Annotated in this window: 21 protein-coding genes; 12 read left to right on the forward strand and 9 right to left on the reverse strand. The window is 31.5% G+C overall.

The window, feature by feature from the left end; genetic code table 11:
- Positions 1 to 31: 31 nt before the first annotated feature.
- The 3 genes from BT151_RS00635 to BT151_RS00645 form a co-directional block, all read right to left on the reverse strand.
- Positions 32 to 553, reverse strand: coding sequence for a DUF4136 domain-containing protein (locus tag BT151_RS00635; RefSeq protein ID WP_072399639.1), 522 nt, complete (start codon positions 551 to 553; stop codon positions 32 to 34).
- A gap of 215 nt (positions 554 to 768) precedes the next feature.
- Complete coding sequence (obgE, locus tag BT151_RS00640; RefSeq protein ID WP_072399641.1) at positions 769 to 1,767, reverse strand: GTPase ObgE; 999 nt, start codon at positions 1,765 to 1,767, stop codon at positions 769 to 771.
- Between the two features lie 145 nt (positions 1,768 to 1,912).
- Complete coding sequence (locus BT151_RS00645; protein ID WP_072399643.1) at positions 1,913 to 3,022, reverse strand: adenylate kinase; 1,110 nt, start codon at positions 3,020 to 3,022, stop codon at positions 1,913 to 1,915.
- A 134-nt stretch (positions 3,023 to 3,156) separates the two neighbouring features.
- Here BT151_RS00645 and BT151_RS00650 point away from each other — a divergent pair, with 134 nt between their 5' ends.
- From BT151_RS00650 to BT151_RS00675, 6 genes are all read left to right on the forward strand, one after another.
- Positions 3,157 to 4,314, forward strand: a complete 1,158-nt coding sequence (locus BT151_RS00650; protein ID WP_072399645.1) for a 5-(carboxyamino)imidazole ribonucleotide synthase — start codon at positions 3,157 to 3,159, stop codon at positions 4,312 to 4,314.
- Between the two features lie 2 nt (positions 4,315 to 4,316).
- Positions 4,317 to 4,799, forward strand: coding sequence for a 5-(carboxyamino)imidazole ribonucleotide mutase (purE, locus tag BT151_RS00655; RefSeq protein ID WP_072399647.1), 483 nt, complete (start codon positions 4,317 to 4,319; stop codon positions 4,797 to 4,799).
- Between the two features lie 151 nt (positions 4,800 to 4,950).
- Positions 4,951 to 6,996, forward strand: a complete 2,046-nt coding sequence (locus BT151_RS00660) for a M3 family metallopeptidase (RefSeq protein WP_072399649.1) — start codon at positions 4,951 to 4,953, stop codon at positions 6,994 to 6,996.
- Between the two features lie 96 nt (positions 6,997 to 7,092).
- A complete protein-coding gene (locus tag BT151_RS00665) occupies positions 7,093 to 7,596 on the forward strand; it encodes a GbsR/MarR family transcriptional regulator (RefSeq protein WP_072399651.1) in 504 nt (167 codons plus the stop codon).
- Between the two features lie 400 nt (positions 7,597 to 7,996).
- Positions 7,997 to 8,899 (forward strand): TIGR01777 family oxidoreductase, encoded by a 903-nt coding sequence (locus BT151_RS00670; RefSeq protein WP_072399653.1) that lies wholly within the window; start codon positions 7,997 to 7,999, stop codon positions 8,897 to 8,899.
- 49 nt (positions 8,900 to 8,948) lie between these two features.
- Complete coding sequence (locus BT151_RS00675) at positions 8,949 to 9,503, forward strand: sigma-70 family RNA polymerase sigma factor (protein WP_072399655.1); 555 nt, start codon at positions 8,949 to 8,951, stop codon at positions 9,501 to 9,503.
- Between the two features lie 259 nt (positions 9,504 to 9,762).
- Here the strand turns inward: BT151_RS00675 and BT151_RS00685 are convergent, their stop codons facing one another.
- Complete coding sequence (locus BT151_RS00685; protein WP_072399658.1) at positions 9,763 to 10,596, reverse strand: UbiA prenyltransferase family protein; 834 nt, start codon at positions 10,594 to 10,596, stop codon at positions 9,763 to 9,765.
- A gap of 120 nt (positions 10,597 to 10,716) precedes the next feature.
- On the opposite strand from BT151_RS00685, the gene gcvP reads away from it, so the two are divergent.
- The 4 genes from gcvP to BT151_RS00705 all read left to right on the forward strand — a co-directional run bounded on the left by gcvP (position 10,717) and on the right by BT151_RS00705 (position 16,131).
- Entirely contained in the window at positions 10,717 to 13,566 is a 2,850-nt protein-coding gene (gcvP, locus tag BT151_RS00690; protein WP_072399660.1) for an aminomethyl-transferring glycine dehydrogenase, read from the forward strand.
- Positions 13,567 to 13,671: 105 nt separating this feature from the next.
- Positions 13,672 to 14,730: a 3-oxoacyl-ACP synthase III family protein gene (locus BT151_RS00695; RefSeq protein WP_072399662.1), complete on the forward strand. Its 1,059-nt coding sequence runs from the start codon at positions 13,672 to 13,674 to the stop codon at positions 14,728 to 14,730.
- A gap of 3 nt (positions 14,731 to 14,733) precedes the next feature.
- Positions 14,734 to 15,255, forward strand: a complete 522-nt coding sequence (locus BT151_RS00700) for a methyltransferase (RefSeq protein ID WP_072399664.1) — start codon at positions 14,734 to 14,736, stop codon at positions 15,253 to 15,255.
- Positions 15,256 to 15,279: 24 nt separating this feature from the next.
- A complete protein-coding gene (locus BT151_RS00705; protein WP_072399666.1) occupies positions 15,280 to 16,131 on the forward strand; it encodes a glycosyltransferase family 2 protein in 852 nt (283 codons plus the stop codon).
- Between the two features lie 107 nt (positions 16,132 to 16,238).
- Here the strand turns inward: BT151_RS00705 and BT151_RS00710 are convergent, their stop codons facing one another.
- Both BT151_RS00710 and pafA read right to left on the reverse strand, forming a co-directional pair.
- The gene (locus tag BT151_RS00710; protein ID WP_072399668.1) at positions 16,239 to 17,045 is read right to left on the reverse strand and encodes a DNA/RNA non-specific endonuclease; all 807 of its coding nucleotides are present in this window, start codon (positions 17,043 to 17,045) and stop codon (positions 16,239 to 16,241) included.
- Positions 17,045 to 18,727, reverse strand: a complete 1,683-nt coding sequence (gene pafA / locus BT151_RS00715) for an alkaline phosphatase PafA (RefSeq protein WP_072399670.1) — start codon at positions 18,725 to 18,727, stop codon at positions 17,045 to 17,047. The genes BT151_RS00710 and pafA overlap by 1 nt, the downstream gene beginning before the upstream one ends.
- A gap of 108 nt (positions 18,728 to 18,835) precedes the next feature.
- Here pafA and BT151_RS00720 point away from each other — a divergent pair, with 108 nt between their 5' ends.
- Positions 18,836 to 19,576, forward strand: a complete 741-nt coding sequence (locus tag BT151_RS00720; RefSeq protein ID WP_072399672.1) for an MlaE family ABC transporter permease — start codon at positions 18,836 to 18,838, stop codon at positions 19,574 to 19,576.
- Positions 19,573 to 20,340: an ABC transporter ATP-binding protein gene (locus BT151_RS00725; protein ID WP_072399674.1), complete on the forward strand. Its 768-nt coding sequence runs from the start codon at positions 19,573 to 19,575 to the stop codon at positions 20,338 to 20,340. Before BT151_RS00720 ends, BT151_RS00725 begins: the two co-directional genes overlap by 4 nt.
- A 90-nt stretch (positions 20,341 to 20,430) precedes the next feature.
- On the opposite strand, the gene BT151_RS00730 is transcribed toward BT151_RS00725, so the two are convergent.
- Genes BT151_RS00730 through BT151_RS00740 form a run of 3 tightly spaced genes read right to left on the reverse strand, consistent with a single transcriptional unit; the run spans position 20,431 to position 23,583 of the window.
- Positions 20,431 to 21,897, reverse strand: a complete 1,467-nt coding sequence (locus BT151_RS00730) for a DUF389 domain-containing protein (RefSeq protein ID WP_072399676.1) — start codon at positions 21,895 to 21,897, stop codon at positions 20,431 to 20,433.
- A gap of 5 nt (positions 21,898 to 21,902) precedes the next feature.
- Complete coding sequence (locus tag BT151_RS00735; protein WP_072399678.1) at positions 21,903 to 22,982, reverse strand: mannose-1-phosphate guanylyltransferase; 1,080 nt, start codon at positions 22,980 to 22,982, stop codon at positions 21,903 to 21,905.
- Positions 22,983 to 22,986: 4 nt separating this feature from the next.
- Positions 22,987 to 23,583, reverse strand: coding sequence for a SprT-like domain-containing protein (locus BT151_RS00740; protein WP_072399680.1), 597 nt, complete (start codon positions 23,581 to 23,583; stop codon positions 22,987 to 22,989).
- Between the last annotated feature and the right edge of the window lie 4 nt (positions 23,584 to 23,587).

The raw sequence follows: 23,587 nt of genomic DNA on the forward strand, positions 1-23,587 counted from the left end.
TTATGTTATGAAAATTATAAAATTTGAAGAATTAAGTTTTTGGTGGGTATTGCATCAATACTTTTTCTACAATAGCATTCAAACGCGCCTCACGCTTTTCTGGAGTTCCATTTGGATTAAAATTAGACTCACTTACAGCTTGCCAAAACAATTGTTTCTTGTTTTCATCTACAAAATCTATAGTTATTTGTCGGTTTACATTGGCTTGACCTATTGGTAGTCCTATAGAAATTCCGCCTCCAACGTTTCCTCCACCACCGCCTAATCCAACACCTACAGACTGTCTTTGAGATTCTTGATATTCTCTACTTTTAATATCAATAAAAAAATCTGGTGTGTCTGATAAACTAAATCCTTTAACTGTCATTTTTGAATCTAAAGCATCTAATAAGCGTTTGGTATCTAACTCGCTTAAACCTGTTTCCATTTCGGAGTAATAATTGTAGGTTTTGTATTGTTGAAAGTTTGTTCCTTTATCGTAATCGTAGTTTACCCTAATTGGTGCGCATGAAACTATAATTAATGCTAGTAGTGTAATTATAAGAAATCTCATATCTCTATTTTTTTAATAAAGTTAATCAAAAATTATTCCAATAACATAATTTTATTCTGAATTGCGTTAGGGATTGAAGTGAAAATCCTTTTTAATATTATGATTAATAAAGGTTATTAAAGAACTATAAATTAGAAAATAACATCGTCTTCCTTCCTTGAAATGACGTTTAAAAAGATTGTAATGAAAAGCCCGACCTAAAAGGTAACGCCCAATTAATCATTCAACATTTTCCAAAGAGTATCTTTAAGTTCTGTAATACCTTGTTGAGCTACTGATGAAATAAACATGTAAGGAATTGGAAGTTCATTATCAAGTTCTACTTTAAGTTCTCCTCTTAACTCATCGTCTATCATGTCGCATTTTGATATGGCTATGATGCGCTCCTTATCAAGCATTTCTGGATTATAACGACGTAACTCGTCAAGTAAAATATCGTACTGTTTTTTAATATCTTTAGCATCAACAGGTATTAAAAACAATAAAATAGAATTACGCTCAATATGACGTAAAAAGTAATGTCCTAAACCTTTTCCTTCTGCAGCTCCTTCAATAATTCCAGGAATATCTGCCATAACAAAGGTTTGAAAATCACGATATTTTACAATTCCTAAATTAGGTTTAAGCGTTGTAAATTCATAATCTGCAATTTTTGGTTTTGCAGAACTAACAACAGATAATAGCGTAGATTTTCCGGCATTAGGGAAGCCTACCAAACCAACATCTGCAAGCACTTTAAGCTCCATGGTAATATACTTTTCTTCCATGGGAATACCTGGCTGCGCATAACGCGGTGTTTGATTTGTTGATGACTTAAAATGCCAGTTACCTAAACCGCCTTTTCCACCTTCAGCAATTATTCTTTCTTCACCTTCTTCTGTGATTTCAAAAAGAATATCGTTAGTTTCAGTATCGCGAATTACGGTTCCTAATGGCACATCTACATAAACATCTTCACCATCAGATCCAAAACTCCTACCGCTACTACCATGATCACCATGGCCTGCTCTAATATGCTTTTTAAATTTTAAATGAAGAAGTGTCCAAAGGTTTGATTTACCTCTAACAATAACATGACCTCCTCGACCACCATCTCCTCCATCCGGTCCACCTTTAGCTACATATTTTTCGCGATGTAAATGTGATGATCCTTTACCTCCATTTCCAGAGCTAACGAACATTTTTACATAATCTACAAAATTTCCTTCTGTCATTTTTTAAGTTAAAAGTTAAAAGTTAAAAAATTAAAAGCTTCTAACTCTTATATTTTCAACTTTTTGTTATTCCTACGCAGAGAGGAATTTAATAATGAATTAATTTAAAAAAACCTTTCGACTGCGCTCAAGGTGACACTAATAATTATAAAGAATCTATTACACCACTTAAACGTACAGTAATATCTTCTATACTACCAACACCATCAACACCAAAATATTTATCTTGAGCTGAATAGTAATCTTTTAAGATAGCTGTTTTGTCGTAATATTCTTTAATTCTATTACGTATTATCGACTCGTCTGCATCATCTTTTCTTCCACTAGTTTTCCCTCTTTCAAGTAAACGTTTTACCAGTATTTCATCATCAACTTCTAAGGCAATCATCGCATTTATTTGCGAATCTTTACCATCCATTAATTTATCTAAAGCATCAGCTTGTGCATTAGTTCGTGGAAAACCATCAAAGATAAAACCTTTAGCATCAGCATTTTTTTCAACTTCAGCATTAAGCATGTCAATAGTTACTTGGTCTGGAACTAATTCGCCTTTATCCATATAAGATTTAGCTAACATGCCTAAAGCGGTTTCGTTTTTAATATTAAATCTAAAAACATCGCCTGTAGAGATATGCACTAAATTATATTTCTCTTTTAAAAAATTTGCTTGTGTTCCTTTTCCAGCTCCTGGAGGGCCAAATAGCACCAAGTTTGTCATGTGTTGTGTTTCTTTTATTTGATATACTTCAGGCAAATTTCTTCCCAACCCATCATAATCTAAACCGTAGCCTACTATAAATTTGTTTGGAATTTCTATACCTATATAATGTAATTTAAAATCTTTTTTATAAGCTTCTGGCTTGTAAAATAGCGTTGCTATTTTTAACGCTTTTACATTTTCATTTTTAAAAATTCTATGAACCTCAGCTAGCGTATTTCCAGTATCAATAATATCTTCTAAAATAACTACAGTACGACCTGTTAAATCTTGTGTAAGTCCAATTAAACGCTGAATATCTTCAGTAGACTTAACCCCTTCATAAGATGCTAATTTTATAAAAGTCACCTCGCATGGTTTTGGGTATTTTTTCGCAAAATCGCTTACAACCATAAACGAGCCATTTAAAATTCCAACAAAAACAGGGATTTCATCGCCAATATCATTAGCAACTTCAAGGGCTAACCGCTGCATAGCTTCGTCAATTTGCTTTGCAGAAATAAATGGTTTAAAATATTTGTCGTGTAGCTTTATCACGGGTCTTAATTTTTAAAGTCGCAAAGATAATCAATAGATTGCCTAATACCAGTTTTTTGATTTATGATTTAGGAACTATTTTAAGATTTAAGTGTATTTTTGCGTATCTTAAATGTGTTATCAGCAATAAAAACATGACAAACTATTTTTCTTCAAATTTTAAACTTGGTATTCTTGGTGGTGGTCAATTAGGTAAAATGCTGCTCTATAATACCAGAAAATTCGATATTTATACCTGTGTTTTAGAGTCAAGCAATGAGGCTCCTTGCAAAATTGCTTGTGACGAGTTCCACTTAGGTGATTTAATGAATTATGACGACGTTTATAATTTTGGAAAACAAGTTGATGTTTTAACTATTGAAATAGAAAACGTAAATGTTAATGCTTTAGAAACCCTTGAAAAAGAAGGTGTAAAAGTATATCCATCATCAAAATCTTTAAAAATTATACAAAACAAAGCGAAACAAAAATTGTTTTATGTTGATAACGATTTACCAACAGCACCGTTTTCTCGCTTTGCATATACTTCTGAAATAGAAGAAGCTATTAATCACGGTGGTTTATCTTTTCCTTTTGTTTGGAAAAGTGCTCAGTTTGGATATGATGGCACAGGTGTAAAAATTGTAAAAGCAATTCAAGATTTAGAAGGCTTACCAAATGTAGAATGTATTGCAGAAAAACTAGTGCCTTTTAAAAATGAATTGGCTGTTATTGTTGCTCGAAATCCATCAGGTGAAACCAAAACATTTCCAGTAGTTGAAATGGAATTTCATCCTGAAGCCAATCAAGTAGAATATGTTATTTGTCCTGCTAGAATTCCGGATGATGTTGCAAAAAAGGCCGAAGATATTGCATTAAAAACTTCACAAGCTTTCAGCCATGTTGGATTGTTAGCTGTTGAAATGTTTCAAACTCAAGATGATCAAATTTTAATTAATGAAGTTGCTCCAAGACCACATAATTCTGGACATCAAACCATAGAAGCAAGTTACACATCACAATTTGAACAACATATTAGAGCTATACTGAATTTGCCTTTGGGAAAAACTGATAGCAAAGCTGGAGGCGTAATGGTAAATTTAGTTGGAGCAGAAGGGTTTTCTGGCGATGTTATTTATGAAAATATAGAAACCATTATGAAAATGGATGGTGTTACTCCTCATATATATGGCAAAAAGCAAACACGTCCATTTAGAAAAATGGGACATGTAACTATTGTAAATGAAGATTTAGGAGAAGCTAGAAGAATTGCAGAAGAAGTTAAAAAGACAATTAAAGTAATAAGTAAATAGTTATGAGTAAAGTTGGAGTTATTATGGGAAGCAAAAGCGACTTGCCAGTTATGCAAGATGCCATAGATATTTTAAATGGGTTTGACATTCAAGTTGAAGTCGATATCGTTTCAGCACACAGAACCCCAGAAAAATTGTTTGATTATGGTAAACATGCACATACTAGAGGTTTTTCGGTAATTATTGCAGGTGCTGGTGGCGCTGCGCATTTACCCGGAATGATTGCTTCATTATCTCCTCTTCCAATAATTGGTGTTCCTGTAAAAAGCAGTAATTCTATTGATGGCTGGGATTCTGTTTTATCTATTTTACAAATGCCTGGTGGTGTACCTGTTGCAACTGTAGCTCTAAACGGAGCAAAAAATGCAGGAATTTTAGCAGCTCAAATTATTGGCTCTAGCGATAAATGTGTTCTAGATAAAATTATTGCTTACAAAGAAGGCTTAAAAATAAAGGTAAACGAATCTGCTAAAGATTTAAAATGAAAAAAGCCCCAAAATAAATCAGGGCTTTTCAGCTATTAACAAATAATTCTCATGAGTTAGTCACTCTGTAAAAAATTGTCGGCTGCAAACTTATAAAAATTCTACTATGCATACATAGTGAAATTTCATTTTTAACACATTATCATACAAAATGACAAAAAATCCATTAAATAATTCATATAATACTAATTATAGTACCGCTCCATTCTCGAAAATTAAAAATGACGACTTCTTACCAGCATTTAAACAAGCTATAAAAGAAGCTAAATCGGAAATTGATACTATCGTAAACAATAATGAAGCTCCAACTTTCAAAAACACTATTGAAGCTTTAGACTTTTCTGGAGAACAATTAGATAGAATTTCAAGTATATTTTTCAATTTAAATTCAGCAGAAACCAACGACACTATTCAAAAAATAGCACAAGAAGTTTCTCCTTTATTATCAGAATTCAGTAATGATATTTCTTTAAATGAAGATTTATTTAAACGTGTAAAAACAATTTATGATTCTAAAAGTGATCTAGAATTAAATACTGAACAAGAAACGCTTCTTGATAAAAAATATAAAAGCTTTTCAAGAAACGGTGCTAATTTACCAGAAGACAAAAAACTTCAACTTAGAGAGATTGATAAAAAATTAAGCCAATTAAAATTAAAATTTGGTGAAAATGTATTAGCCGAAACCAACAAGTTTGAAATGCTAATTACTGATGAAACAGACTTATCTGGTTTACCAGAAGGTACAAAAGAAGCCGCTAAACAATTGGCAGAATCTAAAGACAAAGAAGGCTGGTTATTCACATTAGATTATCCAAGCTATATTCCATTTATAACTTATGCCGATAATCGTGAATTAAGAAAAAAACTAGCACTTGCAGCAGGCGCAAAAGCCTTTAAAGGTGACAAACTAGACAACCAAAATAATGTTTTAGACATTGTAAAATTAAGACATCAACGTGCTAATTTATTAGGCTACAAAACTCATGCACATTTTGTCCTAGAAGAACGTATGGCTGAGACTCCAGAAAAAGTTTCAGCATTTTTAAATGAATTGTTAGAAAAAGCAAAACCAGCTTCCGAACAAGAATTTACAAATCTTGAAAACTTCGCAAAAGATTTAGATGGCATTGACCATTTAGAAAAATGGGATGGTTCTTATTATTCAGAAAAATTGAAACAAAAACTTTTCAATCTTGATGACGAGCTTTTAAAACCGTATTTCAAGTTAGAAAATGTAATTGATGGCGCATTTACCGTGGCCAATAAGTTATTCGATTTAAACTTTGAGAAAATTGATACCATTGATAAATACCACGATGATGTTTTAACCTATAAAGTTACAGACAATAAAGGTGATTTAGTTTCTATTTTTTATGCCGATTTTTTCCCAAGATCAGGAAAACGTAATGGTGCGTGGATGACATCTTATAAACCACAGTACATTAAAAATAATGAGAATAGCAGACCTCATATCTCTATAGTTTGCAATTTTACAAAGCCAACAAAAACAAAACCCTCATTATTAACTTTTAACGAAGTTACCACTTTGTTTCACGAGTTTGGTCATGCCCTTCACGGTATGTTAGCGAACACTACTTATCCTAGTTTATCTGGAACTAGCGTGTATTGGGATTTTGTAGAATTACCAAGTCAGGTTTTAGAAAATTGGTGTTACGAAAAAGAAGCTTTAGAACTTTTTGCTAAACATTACGAAACTGGAGATATTATCCCGATGGATTTAGTAGAGAAGATAAAAGAATCAGCAACCTTTCATGAAGGCATGCAAACGTTGCGTCAAATTAGCTTTGGTTTGTTAGATATGAGTTGGCACGCTATTGAGTCGCCAGAAACAATTACATCTGTAAAAGAACATGAAAACAAAGCTTTTGAAGGCACTAAACTCTATCCAGATGTTGTAGAAAATTGTATGAGTACCTCATTTTCTCATATTTTTCAAGGTGGTTATTCATCTGGTTACTACAGTTACAAATGGGCTGAAGTTTTAGATGCCGATGCGTTTGAATACTTTTTAGAAGAAGGTATTTTCAATAAAACTGTTGCTAATAAATTTAAAGACAATGTGCTTTCTAAAGGTGGAACTGAAAACCCAATGACGCTTTACAAACGTTTTAGAGGACAGGAACCAAAACCTGAAGCGTTGTTGAAGAGAGCTGGGTTGATAGAATCAAATTAGAATTTTTAAAGGTTTAAGATTAAAACTTAAACCTTTATTTTTAAAATAAACTTTCAATAATTATTGAAAGTTTAAAAATTATTATATATTTGTACTATGAATTACGAAGAAGCTAAAATCAAATTTATTAGTACTTGGGGAAGTTTAGGTACACTTTGGGGAATAAATAAAGCCATGGCTCAAATTCAGGCACTGCTTTTTTTATCTACTAAACCTCTTTCTATGGAAGAGATTATGGAAGAATTAAAAATTTCTCGTGGTAATACCAGCATGAACTTACGCCAATTAATGGATTGGGGAATTGTAACAAAAGAGATTATTCCAGGAGAACGTAAAGAGTTTTTTACTACCGAAAAAGATGTACAAGAATTAGCAAGAATTGTTGCTAAAGAACGTAGCAGAAGAGAAATAAAACCTGTTATAAAAGTTTTAAGAGACGTTTCTTCTATTGAAGATGACGGCACAAAAAAAACTAAAGAACTCATAAAACAAACAAAAGCTTTACACGATTTAACTGAAACCGCTGATGCTATGATTAATAAATTAGTAAATCAAGAACAAAACTGGGTAACTAAATCTTTACTTAAATTATTCAAATAAAAAATTTAAATATTACTTTCAATATTTTCTGAAAGTTTAAAATATACAAAAATGAAAATCATGCACTACCTAAACTTTACAATATATCTTTTAAGTTTATTATTCTCCTTTTTTGAATACGTTAATAACAAAAATTCTATTGGCATAAGTATTATAACACTTTACATCCTCTTAGGCATAACACAGCCTATTTTAGCATTTGTTGTACTCTTTATTATAGATTGGTCAAATAAAAATCAAATTAAATTTGTAAAACGCTATTGGACATTTGTCATCCTATTTTTTATTATAGCGTATAGTATTAGCATATTTGAATTTGAATTCCTGATGAATGCAATATCAATAATCCCTTTTTGTATTTCTATTTATTTTATTTATGTAACTTATAAATATCAAAAAAATGAAAATAATTGTAATTGCGGGAGGTAGTGGATTTCTTGGCCAAGTGCTTAAAGCTTATTTTAGAAAAAAGGGATACATAGTAAAAATACTAACCCGAAATCCTAAGAAAGAAAATGATGTTTATTGGAACGCAAAAGATTTGGAAAAATGGACCGAAGAATTAGAAAACATAGAGGCCTTAATAAACCTAACAGGTAAATCTGTTGATTGTAGATATACAATAAAAAACAAAAGATTAATTTATGATTCTCGTATTGATTCTACAAATATTCTAGGCTTAGCAATAAACCTATGCCAAAATCCTCCTAAAGTTTGGATTAATATGTCAACAGCTACTATTTACAAACATTCTTTGGAAAAAGAAATGACCGAAGAAAACGGAGAAACAGGCAATGATTTTTCAATGAATATTGCAAAATCTTGGGAAAAAGTATTTAACTCTATAAACAACATTAAAACAAGAAAAATCATAATTAGAACATCCATTGTTTTAGGTAAACATGGTGGAGCAATTATTCCATTAACGAAATTAACAAATCTAGGTTTAGGGGGAAAACAAGGTTTTGGAAATCAAAAACTAAGCTGGATTCATGAAGAAGACTTTTCGAGAGCTATTGAATTTTTAATTACGAACAAAAACTTAAACGGTGTATTTAACCTATCTGTCCCAAAACCAACAGACAATTCAACCCTAATGAAATCATTAAGAAACATATTAAAAATTCCTTTTGGAATCTCTCATCCAAAACTATTATTAGAATTGGGGGCAAAAATTATTGGAACAGAAACTGAATTAGTATTAAAAAGCAGAAATGTTATACCAAAACGATTATTGGATAATGGTTTTTCTTTTAAATTTAAAAATATTAAAGCCGCGTTAGATGATTTATTAATCAAATAATAAATCCAATTTTTTACCTTATTTTTGAGAAAAGAAAAATTGTTCAACAATGCCCAACCATCAAATTAACCCTAATAAGTGGATCGATTTATATTCCGACTACTTATTTAACTACACTGTTTCTCGCGTTAGTGATAGAGAAATTGCTCAAGATTTGGTTCAAGATACTTTTTTGGCTGGTTTAAAATCTATGAAAAACTTTAAAGGAGAAGCTAGCGAACGTACTTGGCTTATTTCAATTTTAAAGCGAAAAATTATTGACCATTACAGAAGAATAAATTCGAAGAAAGGAAAAGCAGAAGTACGTATTACATATAACGACGATTCTGAAAGCGAAGGCGACTGGTTAGAAGAGCGCGTTGCAGATCCTTTTGATAAAACAGCGGAAGATAGTATGGAAAACGAAGAACTTGCAGACGCTATACATAATTGTTTAAGCAAATTACCAGAGAAACAAGCTCAAGTTTTTAAAATGAAAACTATTCAAGGTTTTGAAACCGAAGTAATTTGTAATGAATTAAATATTACAGCGTCTAACCTTTGGGTTATCATCCATAGAGCACGTACCGCTATGGCTGCTTGCTTAAAAGAAAATTGGTTTTAATTATGAGTAAGATTAAGATGTTCATTCCTTGCAATGAAGCAAATCATGTGTGTGACAAAACACAATATAAAGAATCTACTTTGTGGGAAAAAATTAAGCTCAACTTACATTTAATATATTGTAAAGCTTGTAGAAAATACACAAAGAGCAACTCAAAACTAACGCACAGTATTAAAGTTTCAAATGTGGAATGCATGGACAAAAAATGTAAAGAAGCTATGAAAAAAAACTTTGAAAAAGCTCTAAAAGACCAAATTAATCAATAAGCTATTAATAACAATACTAACCAAATTATTGGCAATCCTTCAACCCAAAACGAACTATAATATTTCCCTTGATTTATTTTTGAAAAAATCAAAAACACTAATATACTTATAGATATTAAAAATAAAATAGGTGTTTTAATCATATCTATTTCATTTTTAAAAAATTCTAAAAAGAAAAATACAACCAACAGTAAAACACCCATTATTTTTGTTTGCTTTACTCCTATTTTTTGAGGTACTGTTGAGAGCTTTAAACTATCATAACGTAAATCTCTAATTTCAAAAGGTAACATTAAAACAAGTACAAGCACAAAACGCTGTATTGCTGTAATTAAAACATCGTCATTTATTGAATACTCATTTTCAATTAAAGGAAGAAAAACGGTAACGCCACTCCAAACTAGAGCTATTAAATATATTTTAAGACCGCTTATACTTCTTAAATTATGCTTGCTATCTAAAAACAAACGCTTTGGCAAAAACGGGATGGCATACAAAAAAGTAACAGCACCAAAAGCGCCAATATATAGAAGTGTTTTAGAACTCAATTGAAATCCAAAATAACACATAAAAAGAAAGCAAAAAAATGAAAATATTTGAACAGCTTTTAACCAATTTGTTAAGCTTCTATGATGAAATTTTGCTATTCCAAAATACTTTACAAAATTATACCCTGTTATAGATGCAAAAAACACAAAGAAAAGCACATTATTAGTGTAAGAAACATGAAACTCAATTAGAGTTATCCATGTAAGTGAAAATACAGATAAAGCTACATGAATACTACTATCTATATAAAAATTAAAAAGCTTTTTTAATACTTCCATCTAGCAAAAATAAGCAAACTGTTGATAAGGTTTTTAAATGGTTAAAAACTTTCCATTTTCGACAATAAAACGCCATTTATATTGTTTATTTTTGCGAATTATATAATCAATTTCACTTTAATGAACACAAACGCTTTTGCATTGCGTCATATTGGTCCTAGAGAAGATGACCAGAACCTTATGTTAAAAACCATAGGTGTAGACTCATTAGACCAGTTAATTTATGAAACCATCCCAGATGATATTCGTTTAAAAAACGGATTAAATTTAGATGAACCGATGACAGAACATGAATATCTGCTTCACATTCATGAATTATCTAAAAAAAATAAAGCTTATAAAACATACATTGGGTTGGGTTATCATCCAACCATATTGCCGGCGGTTATTCAACGAAATATTCTTGAAAATCCAGGCTGGTACACTGCCTATACACCCTATCAAGCCGAAATTGCACAAGGACGCTTAGAAGCCCTTTTAAATTTCCAAACCATGGTTATTGATTTAACAGGTATGGAAATCGCAAACGCATCACTTCTTGATGAAAGTACAGCTGCTGCAGAAGCTATGAGTTTACTTTTTGCAGTACGTGAACGCGACCAGAAAAAAGCGGGAGTTAATAAATTTTTTATTTCTGACAATATACTCCCTCAAACCTTATCCCTTCTTCAAACTAGAGCAAACCCAATTGGTATTGAGTTAGTGGTTGGAAAGGAAGATGAATTTAATTTTTCTACTGAATTTTTTGGAGCTATTTTACAGTATCCTGGAAAAGACGGTCAAATTACAGACATTAAATCCTTTATAAGTAAAGCGAACGATGCTAGAATAAAAGTTGCTGTTGCTGCCGATATTTTAAGCTTAGTAAAACTTGAAGCTCCAGGTAAATTTGGAGCTGATGTGGTGATTGGCACAACACAACGTTTTGGAATCCCGATGGGTTATGGTGGCCCGCATGCAGCGTATTTTGCAACAAAAGAAGCTTATAAACGTGATCTTCCAGGGCGTATTATTGGTGTTACTAAAGATGCTAATGGCAACAGAGCGTTACGTATGGCATTACAAACTCGCGAGCAACACATTAAACGTGATAAAGCGACTTCAAATATTTGTACAGCACAAGTGCTTTTAGCAGTTATGGCTAGTATGTATGCTGTTTATCATGGACCAAAAGGATTAAAATTTATTGCTAATAAAGTTCATAATAAAACAGCTCTTCTTGCAAATGCTTTAGAAAAACTAGGCTACAAACAGATTAACACTTCTTATTTTGATACGCTTCAAATAAAAACAAAAGCTAAAAAAATTAAAAAATTAGCCACTGAAAAAAAGGTTAATTTATTTTACCCAGATAGCGAAACGGTTACTATTTCAGTAAACGAAACTACAGCTATTAGAGATATTAATTATTTGATTTCTGTTTTTGCTGAAGCTGCAAAAAAAGAAACTATTGTTATTTCAACTATACTGCAAGCAAATAATATTGATTCAACTACACAAAGAACATCAGATTTCTTAGTAGAACCTGTTTTTAACACCTATCATTCTGAAACCGAATTAATGCGTTATATAAAATCTTTAGAACGTAAAGATTTAGCATTAAATCACTCCATGATTTCTTTAGGATCATGCACAATGAAACTAAATGCCGCTTCAGAAATGTTGCCGTTAAGTATTTTTAAATGGGCTAATATTCATCCTTTTGTTCCAGAAAAACAAGCAAAAGGCTATTTAACAGTTTTAAAAGAATTAGAAGATCAATTAACCGAAATAACCGGTTTTGCAGCGACATCTCTACAACCAAATTCTGGTGCACAAGGTGAATTTGCAGGCTTAATGGTTATTAAGGCTTATCACGAATCTCGAGGCGATCATCATAGAAATATTTGTTTAATTCCATCATCTGCACACGGAACAAATCCAGCAAGTGCAGTTATGGCAGGAATGAAAGTAGTCGTTACAAAATCTACTGATGAAGGTAATATTGATGTAGATGATTTACGTGAAAAAGCAGAATTACATAAAGATAATTTATCATGCTTGATGGTTACTTATCCATCAACTCATGGTGTTTACGAATCTGCTATCAAAGAAATCACAAAAATAATTCATGATAACGGCGGGCAAGTTTATATGGATGGTGCCAACATGAATGCTCAAGTAGGCTTAACAAACCCAGGAAATATTGGTGCAGATGTTTGTCATTTAAACTTGCATAAAACATTTGCAATTCCTCATGGCGGCGGAGGTCCAGGAGTTGGACCAATTTGTGTTGCAAAACAATTAGTTCCTTTTTTACCTGGAAACCCAATTATAAAAACAGGTGGTGACCAAGCTATTACTGCTATATCCTCAGCACCTTTTGGTTCTGCTTTAGCATGCTTAATATCTTACGGTTATATAAAAATGTTAGGCGCTGAAGGTTTAACAGAATCTACTAAAATTGCCATTTTAAATGCTAATTATATTAAAAAACGATTAGAAGGTAGTTTTGATACGCTGTACTCTGGAGAACGCGGTCGTGCAGCCCATGAAATGATTGTAGATTGTAGACCTTTTAAAGCCAATGGTATTGAAGTAACCGATATTGCAAAACGTTTAATGGACTACGGTTTTCATGCGCCAACAGTTTCGTTTCCAGTTGCTGGAACGTTGATGATTGAACCTACTGAAAGTGAAAGTAAAGCTGAAATAGATCGTTTCTGTGATGCTATGATTTCAATTAAAAAAGAAATTGATAGTGTTTCAAAAGATGATGAAAATAATGTCTTAAAGAATGCGCCTCATACTTTAGAGATGATTACGGCTAATGAATGGTATTTACCTTACTCTCGTGAAACAGCAGCTTTCCCGTTAGATTATGTAAAAGAAAATAAATTTTGGCCAAGTGTAAGACGTGTTGATGATGCTTATGGAGACAGAAACTTGATATGTTCATGTATTCCAATTGAAGCATATGTTGAGGCATAAAAACGGCTTTTGAACATCGTAAATTAAAACTAAAATAAATTTGCCTTTATTTAAAAGATTTTATCTTGCTAAGACATTTTAATTAAAGGCACTTTTTTCTATTTTATGAATATTAAAATTACTGGCACAGGAAGTTATATTCCGGCTAATATTGAAACCAATGAAGACTTTCATAATCATGAATTTTTAAACAGTGATGGCTCAGCTATTAATGCGCCCAATCCTGTTATTGTCAAAAAATTTAAAGCCATAACAGGTATTGATGAGAGGCGTTATGCAAAAGATCATTTAAACACTTCAGATATTGCATCATTTGCGGCAGAAAAAGCTATTGATGATGCTAAAATTAGTCGTGAAGATTTAGATTATATTATTGTAGCTCATAATTATGGAGATGTAAGACATGATAGTATCCAGAGTGATACTGTACCAAGTATTGCATCAAGGGTAAAACACCTTTTAAGAATTAAAAACCCAAAATGTGTGGGTTACGATTTACTTTTTGGTTGTCCAGGTTGGATTGAAGGTGTTATTCATGCCAATGCATTTATAAAAGCTGGAATTGCTAAAAAATGCTTAGTTATTGGTGCCGAAACACTTTCTCGTGTTATTGACCCACACGACAGAGATTCCATGATTTACAGTGATGGTGCTGGTGCAGTAATAGTAGAATCCACTAATGAAGAAAGTGGTATTATTGCTCACGAATCTGCAACTTTCGCATTAGACGAAGCACATTTTATCTTTTTTGGAGAAACCAATAATCAAGAAGTTAAAGATAACCGTAGATACATAAAAATGTATGGTAGAAAAATTTACGAATTTGCTTTAACCAATGTGCCACTTGCCATGAAATGTTGTCTAGACAAAAGTGGAATTAACATTAAACAAGTTAAAAAAATACTTATTCATCAAGCTAATGAAAAAATGGATGAAGCAATTGTAAAGCGTTTTTATGAACTTTACAACATGCAAATGCCAAACGGAATTATGCCAATGAGTATAGGGAAATTAGGGAATTCTAGTGTTGCAACTGTACCTACTTTATATAATATGATTTTAAAAGGCGAATTAGAAAACCAGGAAATAAATAAAGGTGACATTATTATTTTTGCAAGTGTTGGTGCGGGCATGAATATTAATGCTATTGTATACAAACATTAATAAATGTACGAGAAAAGCTATCCAAATAAACGCTTTAAGCACACCATACAATTTTTACAAAAACATACTTCCTCCTCTGAAAGCATTTTAGATTTAGGCATCGTAAATCCGTTTAGTACAATAATGCAAGAACATGATTATTCTGTTGAAAACACTAAGGGTGAAGATATCGATTTAGACACTACAACTATTGAAAATTCAGATACTGATATTGTAACAGCCTTTGAGATTTTTGAACATTTATTATCACCTTTTACAGTTTTAAAAGCTATAAAATCTGATAAATTAGTTGCTAGCGTACCTCTTAAATTATGGTTTTCTTCTGCTTACCGCAGCAAAACAGATATGCTTGATAGACATTATCATGAATTTGAAGATTGGCAATTTGACTGGTTGTTGGAAAAAGCTGGATGGAAAATTATAGACCGTGAAAAATGGACTAATCCTACCAAAAAAATTGGTATTCGCCCTATTTTACGTTGGTTTACTCCAAGATATTACATTGTATATGCAGAAAGAGTTTAACTTTGAAAATTAAACTTTAACCTTTTGGATTTCTACATCATCATTCCTGCTCATAACGAAGAAAGCTCAATTGGGCTTACTCTAGATTCAATAGTTAATCAAACACTTTTACCTAAAAAGGTGATTGTAGTTAATGACAATTCAACAGATAAAACAGAAGAAATAGTTGAGATTTATACCAAAAAGCATCCTTTTATATCTTTAATAAACTCTAAATCTTCTAACAAACACTTACCAGGCTCTAAAATCATTAATGCGTTTTACAAAGGTTTTGAAACCTTAGATGATAACTATGATGTGATTTGTAAGTTTGATGCCGATTTAATTTTTCCTAATAATTATTTAGAGCAACTTTCAATTCATTTTAATAAAAATAACAAACTAGGAATGGCAGCTGGGTTTTGTTATATAGAAAAAAATAATGATTGGAAATTAGAAAATTTAACCCGTAAAGATCATATTCGAGGTGCGTTAAAGGCCTATAGGAAAAATTGCTTTATTGAAATTGGAAAACTAAAACCATCTATGGGTTGGGACACTGTTGATGAGTTATTGGCTAAATTTTATGGATGGGAGATTTTAACCGATGAATCTCTTCATGTAAAGCACCTAAAACCAACCGGAATGAGCTATAACAAAGCTTCAAAATATTTACAAGGTGAAGCTATGTATAAAATGCGTTATGGCTTTATTATTACTCTAATTTCGGCAACAAAACTCGCTTATAAAAAAGGAAACTTATCTTTGTTTAAAGATTACTTAGCTGGCTACTTTAAAGCTAAAAAAGAAAAAATTGAGCATTTAGTTACAGAAGAAGAAGGCAAGTTTATAAGGGATTTACGGTGGAAAGGGATGTTAGGCAAGCTAAAAGGTTAAAGAAGCTGTCTATGGTTCACGCTATGTCATATTGAACTTGTCGGAATATTTCAATTTATAGGCACTAAAATTTATTTCTACAAGTTCAGAATAACGAAAAGAACTAATTAAAAACCCCATCCTTTATAGCTACTCGAAGCCTCTAATTTGTTTTCAATGCTGTCTTCTAATTCTGGGAAAAAGTCTATTCCTGTAAGTTTTTCAATAGAATCTACTGATACTACAAATTCATATAATGGTTTATCAGAATTTTTATGTGGCATCAAAAAGGCTATCATTTTGGTTTTACCTGTGTTATTATCAATCAACACTTTATAAAACTGATTAGGAACCGAAACATCCTCATCACCAATAGTTTTCATATTACCTTTTAAAACACCACCAGTAACTACAAAAACGCCATCATATTTACTCGCCCAATAACGAACTTTTTGTTCTAAAGTATTCCAAATTCCAGAATTGAATTCATGCTCTTGCGGACTAATATTACTGGTTAAAAAAGTTTCATCGTGTGCAAATTGACTATAACGCCTATCTCCTGCAGGACATAAATGTCCGCGGTCGTAACCAGACTTTTTATAATTCCGCCAATTTGCTGCACCAGTTTTTACAGCTTTATCAATTTCAAAATAGGGCCGTTTGTAGTTTGTACTTGAAAGATGCGACTTCTTTAATTCATAAGCCACCCATTCTGCTTGTTCATCAGGTTCACTATAAGATAATGAATAACCTTCATGATGCACAATCTGACCTGTAGTACTTGACGGTAAAAAATATTTGTTAGTATCATTTTTTGAGGCTTGCCCTTCTGATACAATTTCTGCTTTTTCTTCTTCACCTAAAAAATTTTCATAAGTGTAAACGCCTAAAACAATTACAATAGCGACGATTGAATAAAAAGTGCGTTTATTCATTAATCTAAAACAAACTCTAAAGGTTGTCCAATACAAGCATTGGGAAAACTAATTCCTAAAAGTGCTGAAATAGTTGGTGCAATATCGGTAATATGAGTTAGCTTATTAGTTGCTCCATGTTGTATACCTTTACCGAAAAACAATAATGGAACATGTGTATCATAACTAAAACCTGAATGATGATCGGTTCCAGTTCTATTCCAAAGTGCATCTTTAAAAACTGCTGGATTATATACAAACATTAAATCGCCAGAGCGTTTTTGGTTATGTCCGTTACTCAATAAATTTTCCACAACTCCATTAGAACCATCAAACTGATTAATTTCAGAAGTCATATAAACTTTATCAATTAATCTATACTTTAATAATTTAAGTGATAAAACTTCTTTCACATTTTCTAAATCTATATTATTAGAATTTATTTTATCGTGATTCAAATAAATTTGATTATTAATTCTACTTAAAATTAAATCTGAAACTTTAAATTTTTGTTCTAAAAAAGTATTCATTTCATCAAACATTTGGCTTTCATCAAAAAGTCCAGCAGGAATTTTTTTAGATAATAAATAATTAATAACATTTGGCGCTCCATGATCGGCGGTTAAAAACACAGTGTATTCTCCTTTTCCAACTTTCTCATCTAAGGCATTAAATAATCGTTCTAAATCTAAATCTAACCGTAAATAGGTGTCTTCAATTTCTTTTGAATTAGGTCCGAAATCGTGACCTACTTTATCTGTACTAGAAAAGCTAACGGTTAAAACATCCGTAATGTCATCTTTCCCTAAAGCTTCTGCATCTATAGCTTTAATTGTAAAATCTGTTATCAAACTATTTCCAAATGGACTTTCTGCAATAATTTTAAAATTACCATTATCTTTTTTTAAAGCTTCTAAATTGTATGGAAAGGTTGCTGTTTCTTTACCTTCAAAAATCCTTTCAAAAGTATTTAAATCACTTCCACTTTCAGTATAAGAATTTATATCATACAATGTGTTCCACTCTTTAAAATAAGACTCTGTAATGTTTGTTTCATTAAAGTTTTTAACCCATTGAGGCAAATCATTCATATAAAACGAGCTTGTTATCCAGTTACCATTTCCGTCATGGTCATAATCTAACCAAAAAGCTGCATTTGCTGTGTGTCCTGCTGGCAAAATAGCGCCTCTATGTTTTATAGAAATCCCTATTGTTTTACCCTGCATTTGAGTGAATAGTCTATTTTCATCAGCAAACGTTGTGGTTAACATTCTGTTAGGCGACATTTTTCCATCTTTTGCATCACTACTATTTGTGCCAATTGCTAAAACAGAATCGTCTTGCACGCAGTTAACATTATGTCCTGATTCTTTATCAAACCAATCGTTACCAATAATACCATGATATTTAGGTGTGGTTCCTGTATAAATAGACGCATGCCCAGGTCCCGTTTTAGTAGGAATATAATTAAATTGATTGTTTTTACAGTTAAAACCCTCATTCATCATTCGTTTAAAACCACCTTCTCCAAATCTATTGTAAAAACGAGTTAGATAATCATATCGCATTTGGTCTACTACAATACCAACTACCAATTTTGGTCTTTCTATATTACTTTCATTTTTAATTAATGAAACTTCATTTTGAGCTTTACAAGAAAAGCAAAGCGGTATTAGTATTAAGGAAAGAATTATGTTTTTCATCATGCTATTAATATATGCCTCAAAAATACATATTTTAAAACATCATAATTTAAAATTAAGGTTAAATACCTGTATCTTTTTTTTACTTTAGCAATTACAAATTTTTATATGACCTACCTTCATAATATAGGAGCTTATTTTTTAATGATTGCTGAAATGTTTCGCAAACCAACAAAGTGGAGCGTGATGAAGCAACTTATTTTAAAAGATATTGACGATTTAATAATAGGCTCATTAGGTATTGTAGCTTTTATAGCCTTTTTTGTTGGTGGCGTTGTCACCATTCAAACCGCTTTAAATATTAGCAATCCTTTGATACCTAAGTATTTAGTTGGTTTCGCAACCAGACAATCCATAGTTTTAGAATTTGCTCCAACGTTTATATCCATTATTATGGCAGGAAAAGTGGGATCTTTTATTACTTCTAGCATAGGAACCATGCGTGTTACAGAACAAATTGACGCCCTAGAAGTTATGGGAATTAACTCTTTAAATTACTTAGTATTCCCCAAGTTTATTGCATTAATGCTTTATCCTTTTGTTATTTCTATTGCTATGTTTTTAGGTATACTTGGTGGTATGGCCGCTTGTGTTTATGGTGGTTTTAGTTCGCTTGAAGATTATATTACTGGTATTCAAACAGATTTTATTCCATTTCATATAACTTATGCTTTTATTAAAACGTTTGTTTTTGCGATTGCTCTAGCAACCATCCCGTCTTTTCATGGGTATTATATGAAAGGTGGTGCGTTAGAAGTTGGTAAAGCAAGTACAACATCTTTCGTTTGGACTAGTGTTGTTATTATTCTTTTAAACTATTTACTAACTCAAATGCTTTTAAGTCAATGATTGAAGTTAAAGATTTACATAAGTCATTTGGAGAAGCCCATATTTTAAAAGGCATTACAACATCTTTTGATAAAGGAAAAACCAATCTTATTATTGGGCAAAGTGGTTCTGGTAAAACCGTTTTTTTGAAATGCTTATTGGGTTTATTTGATTATGAAGAAGGTACAATAGCTTATGATGGAAAAGTATTTTCTCAATTATCTGAAGATGAAAAAAGAAATATGCGTGCTAAAATAGGCATGGTATTTCAAGGCAGTGCCTTGTTTGATTCTATGACGATTGCTGAAAATGTTATGTTTCCGCTAAAAATGTTTACAAAACAAAGTAAAAGTGAAATGCAAGACCGTGTGGATTTTGTTTTAAAGCGTGTAAACCTTGAAGATGCTCATAAAAAAATGCCAAGTGAAGCTTCTGGTGGTATGCAAAAGCGTGTTGCCATTGCACGTGCTATTGTTAACAATCCTAAATATTTATTTTGTGATGAACCTAACTCAGGATTAGATCCAAAAACTTCAATAGTTATTGATAATTTAATTCAAGAAATCACAGACGAATACCAAATAACAACCGTTATTAACTCACACGACATGAATTCGGTAATGGAAATTGGCGAAAAAATTGTGTTCCTAAAAAATGGTTTAAAAGAATGGGAAGGTTCTAAAGACACTATTTTTAAAACCGATAATGAGTCTGTAACAGATTTTGTTTATTCATCAAACTTGTTTAAAAAAGTACGTAAAATGTACTTGGAAGAAAATGAGTAATTGAACTAATTTTTAAAACCTATATTATATATATATGGTTTGATATGATTTTTTCAAATGTCCATATCAAACCATTATACAAATTGAAATTTAATTGATTCTCTTAACTACTAAAGTATCTAGGTTAAGTTTTAATTTTAACCACTTTTCAAGTTTAGCTTTATCCTTAACTCTAACATTTTCCTTAGCTAATGAATCCACCCATTTTACTGAGAAAATCGCTAGTGTATCCATTTTAGTAAAGTTCGTATTAATTACATTAGCATAAGAAAAGTCCTCGATGGTTTCGTAATTAATTTTAACCTCCTTACTTAACTCTTCAAAAGGGATATAGTTTTTCTCAAGCTTTGAAAGCTGTCTCACTTTATTTTCTAAAAAGGAAATTTTTTCGGTTTGTGATAATAAATCTAAAGAGTCTCTAGTTCTTAACTCCTCCATGTAATCTAAATTATTAATAGTTCTATTCTTAACTTGATTAACATATAACTTTGTTGTTCCTAAAGCATTGTAATTTAAAAAACGTTGTTGCAATAAATCTTTTGTGCTCTGTGGAACCTCATCTGTACCAAACGGAATTAATTCAATTATAGATTCGCCTTCAGGATTATAAGAATATGTCGCATATTTTTTAATATAATTAGCATTAGGCAATGTTTCTAATTCTGTATTTATAAATTGTTTTGCATCAATTTCAAACTTACTTTGTTTTAACACGCTTAAGAACGTCCAAATAGCAGGAATCATAACTATTACGGCTAATAAAGATGCAAATCTTGCTACACGCTTTCTTTTAGCAGAATTAGCGTATTTAAGCATAGGAAAACGTAATACCTTAAGTACAACAAAAGTTGCTAATGCTATAAAAATAGTATTAATTGTAAATAAATACATCGCACCTAAAAAATAATCCCACTTCCCTTTTGCTAAGCCATAACCAGCCGTACATAATGGCGGCATTAAAGCTGTAGCGATAGCTACACCAAAAATTACTGAGGCAATTGTTCCTCGTTTAGTTCTAGCTATAATAAGTGCTAATCCACCAAAAAAGGCAATTAAAACATCTCGAATATCGGGTTGTACTCTACCTAAAAGTTCTGAGGTATCTTCACTTAACGGAAATAACCAAAAGAATAAAAAAGCAGTTAATAAACTCAAAACAATCATAATTGCTAAGTTTATTAATGAGCGTTTTAATGTATCAATATCGTTAATTGCAATAGACAATCCTACACCTAAAATTGGCCCCATTAATGGAGAAATTAACATAGCTCCAATTACTACCGCTGTTGAGTTTGCATTTAACCCAATAGATGCTACAAAAATAGAACAGACTAAAATCCAAGCTGTGGCTCCTTTAAAAGGAATGTCCCCTTTTATGGCCTGTATTGTAGCGTCTCTATCTGTATCTTCTCGAAAATCTAATAACTCACTAAAAAAAACTTTTATACTTTTAAACAATCCTTGAGCATCTTTTTTGACAGCTTCCTTAGACTGTTCTACAGCTTGCTCACTCTTTATTTCCTCTTCAGAGAAATTGAATTTACTTTCTTCGCTCATATTAATTAACCGTATTGCTCTCCAAATTTATCTTTTACTTGTTGAAGTGTTTTCTTTATATCTTGTTCTTTTGTTTTAGGAAAGATAAGCAAAACATCGTCTTTATCAACAATAATATAATCTTGTAAACCATCAACAACAACTATTTTATTGCCTTTGGTACGTATCATATTACCAGATGCATCTTCGGTTAATGTTCTTGCATTTACAACAGCATTCCCGTTTTTATTCTTATCTAACTTGTCATATAAACTTCCCCAAGTTCCTAAATCGTTCCAATCAAATTCAGCAGCAATCACATACACGTTTTTTGATTTTTCCATAATGGCATAATCAACCGAAATATTTTCTGCACTAGGATAATTTTCTTTAATAAAATCGTCTTCAAATTCGGTATTATAAACAGAAATCCCAGCTTCAAAATGTTTATATAAATCGGGTTGGTTATTTTGAAAAGCTTCTACAACACTTTTTACACTCCACATAAAAATACCTGCATTCCATAAAAAATTACCTTGATCAATAAATTGCTTTGCAGTTTCGTAATCTGGTTTTTCTCTAAATTGATTTACAGATTTAATATCTTCCGTAGAAGTTTTATCAAACTCAATATAACCAAACCCTGTATTTGGGAATGTTGGTTGGATACCTAGCGTCATTAATGCATCATTTTTTGAACAAAAATTAAATGCTTGTTCAACATTTTTTGAAAATGTCTCTTCATCTTCAATCCAATGATCACTTGGTGCTACAATCATTAATGCATCAGGATTTTCCTTTTGTATTTTTAATGAAGCATATAAGATACAAGGTGCTGTATTTCGCATTGCAGGCTCTAAAACCACCTGTCTTTGTTTTACTTCTGGCAATTGTTCTAAAACCAAATCGTTATAACGCTCATTGGTTAAAATAAAAATATTTTCTTTTGGAATTAATTTTGCTAGCCGATGAAAGGTTTTTTGAATCAAAGTATCGCCAGTTCCTAACATATCGTGAAATTGTTTTGGAAAATCTTGTGTGCTTACTGGCCAAAATCTTGAACCTACTCCTCCTGCCATTAATATGGCATAATAGTTTTTATTCATAGTTTTAATTTAACAATTCTACTTCTGCATTTGGATTGAAAAGATACAACTTTCCTGATTTAATCTCAATGCACTCATAACGTTTAACACGTTTTTTACCCATTTGAAAAATTTTTCCATTATACAGTTTAAAATTACTCCCCATAGGTACTTCAAAAATATAAGTTTTATCGTTAGGTTCATCAAATTGTTTTAAAGCTAACGCTAACTTAACATCAGTGTCACTAGATGCTTTGGGGTTTTTAAAATGTTTTGCTAATAAGGGTAATAAATTATTAGGAAAATTTTCAGGGTTTAAAAACGGTAACATTAAATGCTGAAAAGTACGTTTCCACTCTATTCCATGAGGTTTTATAAAACGTCCGTAACCTTTATATGCTTCAAAATGGGCAATTTCATGTATTAATGTTATTAAAAACCGATACTTATTTAAATTGGAATTTATGGTTATTTGATGTTTACCATTTGGCAAGCGCATATAATCTCCATGTCGAGTTTTTCGCTCATTTTTAACTTTAACTAATAAATTATCATGCTCTAGCAATTTTAGAACTTGAGGTAAGGCACTGTTTGAAATATAGTTTTGAAGTTTACTTTGCATGAAA

Origin of the sequence: Flaviramulus basaltis (assembly GCF_900114265.1) — a bacterium.
Classification (GTDB): domain Bacteria; phylum Bacteroidota; class Bacteroidia; order Flavobacteriales; family Flavobacteriaceae; genus Flaviramulus; species Flaviramulus basaltis.

Coding starts and splice junctions, on each gene's coding strand:
- BT151_RS00635 (WP_072399639.1), bottom strand. CDS start 553: ATGAGATTTCTTATAATTACACTACTAGCATTAATTATAGTTTCATGC.
- obgE (WP_072399641.1), bottom strand. CDS start 1,767: ATGACAGAAGGAAATTTTGTAGATTATGTAAAAATGTTCGTTAGCTCT.
- BT151_RS00650 (WP_072399645.1), top strand. CDS start 3,157: ATGACAAACTATTTTTCTTCAAATTTTAAACTTGGTATTCTTGGTGGT.
- purE (WP_072399647.1), top strand. CDS start 4,317: ATGAGTAAAGTTGGAGTTATTATGGGAAGCAAAAGCGACTTGCCAGTT.
- BT151_RS00660 (WP_072399649.1), top strand. CDS start 4,951: ATGACAAAAAATCCATTAAATAATTCATATAATACTAATTATAGTACC.
- BT151_RS00665 (WP_072399651.1), top strand. CDS start 7,093: ATGAATTACGAAGAAGCTAAAATCAAATTTATTAGTACTTGGGGAAGT.
- BT151_RS00670 (WP_072399653.1), top strand. CDS start 7,997: ATGAAAATAATTGTAATTGCGGGAGGTAGTGGATTTCTTGGCCAAGTG.
- BT151_RS00675 (WP_072399655.1), top strand. CDS start 8,949: ATGCCCAACCATCAAATTAACCCTAATAAGTGGATCGATTTATATTCC.
- BT151_RS00685 (WP_072399658.1), bottom strand. CDS start 10,596: ATGGAAGTATTAAAAAAGCTTTTTAATTTTTATATAGATAGTAGTATT.
- gcvP (WP_072399660.1), top strand. CDS start 10,717: ATGAACACAAACGCTTTTGCATTGCGTCATATTGGTCCTAGAGAAGAT.
- BT151_RS00695 (WP_072399662.1), top strand. CDS start 13,672: ATGAATATTAAAATTACTGGCACAGGAAGTTATATTCCGGCTAATATT.
- BT151_RS00700 (WP_072399664.1), top strand. CDS start 14,734: ATGTACGAGAAAAGCTATCCAAATAAACGCTTTAAGCACACCATACAA.
- BT151_RS00710 (WP_072399668.1), bottom strand. CDS start 17,045: ATGAATAAACGCACTTTTTATTCAATCGTCGCTATTGTAATTGTTTTA.
- pafA (WP_072399670.1), bottom strand. CDS start 18,727: ATGAAAAACATAATTCTTTCCTTAATACTAATACCGCTTTGCTTTTCT.
- BT151_RS00720 (WP_072399672.1), top strand. CDS start 18,836: ATGACCTACCTTCATAATATAGGAGCTTATTTTTTAATGATTGCTGAA.
- BT151_RS00725 (WP_072399674.1), top strand. CDS start 19,573: ATGATTGAAGTTAAAGATTTACATAAGTCATTTGGAGAAGCCCATATT.
- BT151_RS00730 (WP_072399676.1), bottom strand. CDS start 21,897: ATGAGCGAAGAAAGTAAATTCAATTTCTCTGAAGAGGAAATAAAGAGT.
- BT151_RS00735 (WP_072399678.1), bottom strand. CDS start 22,982: ATGAATAAAAACTATTATGCCATATTAATGGCAGGAGGAGTAGGTTCA.
- BT151_RS00740 (WP_072399680.1), bottom strand. CDS start 23,583: ATGCAAAGTAAACTTCAAAACTATATTTCAAACAGTGCCTTACCTCAA.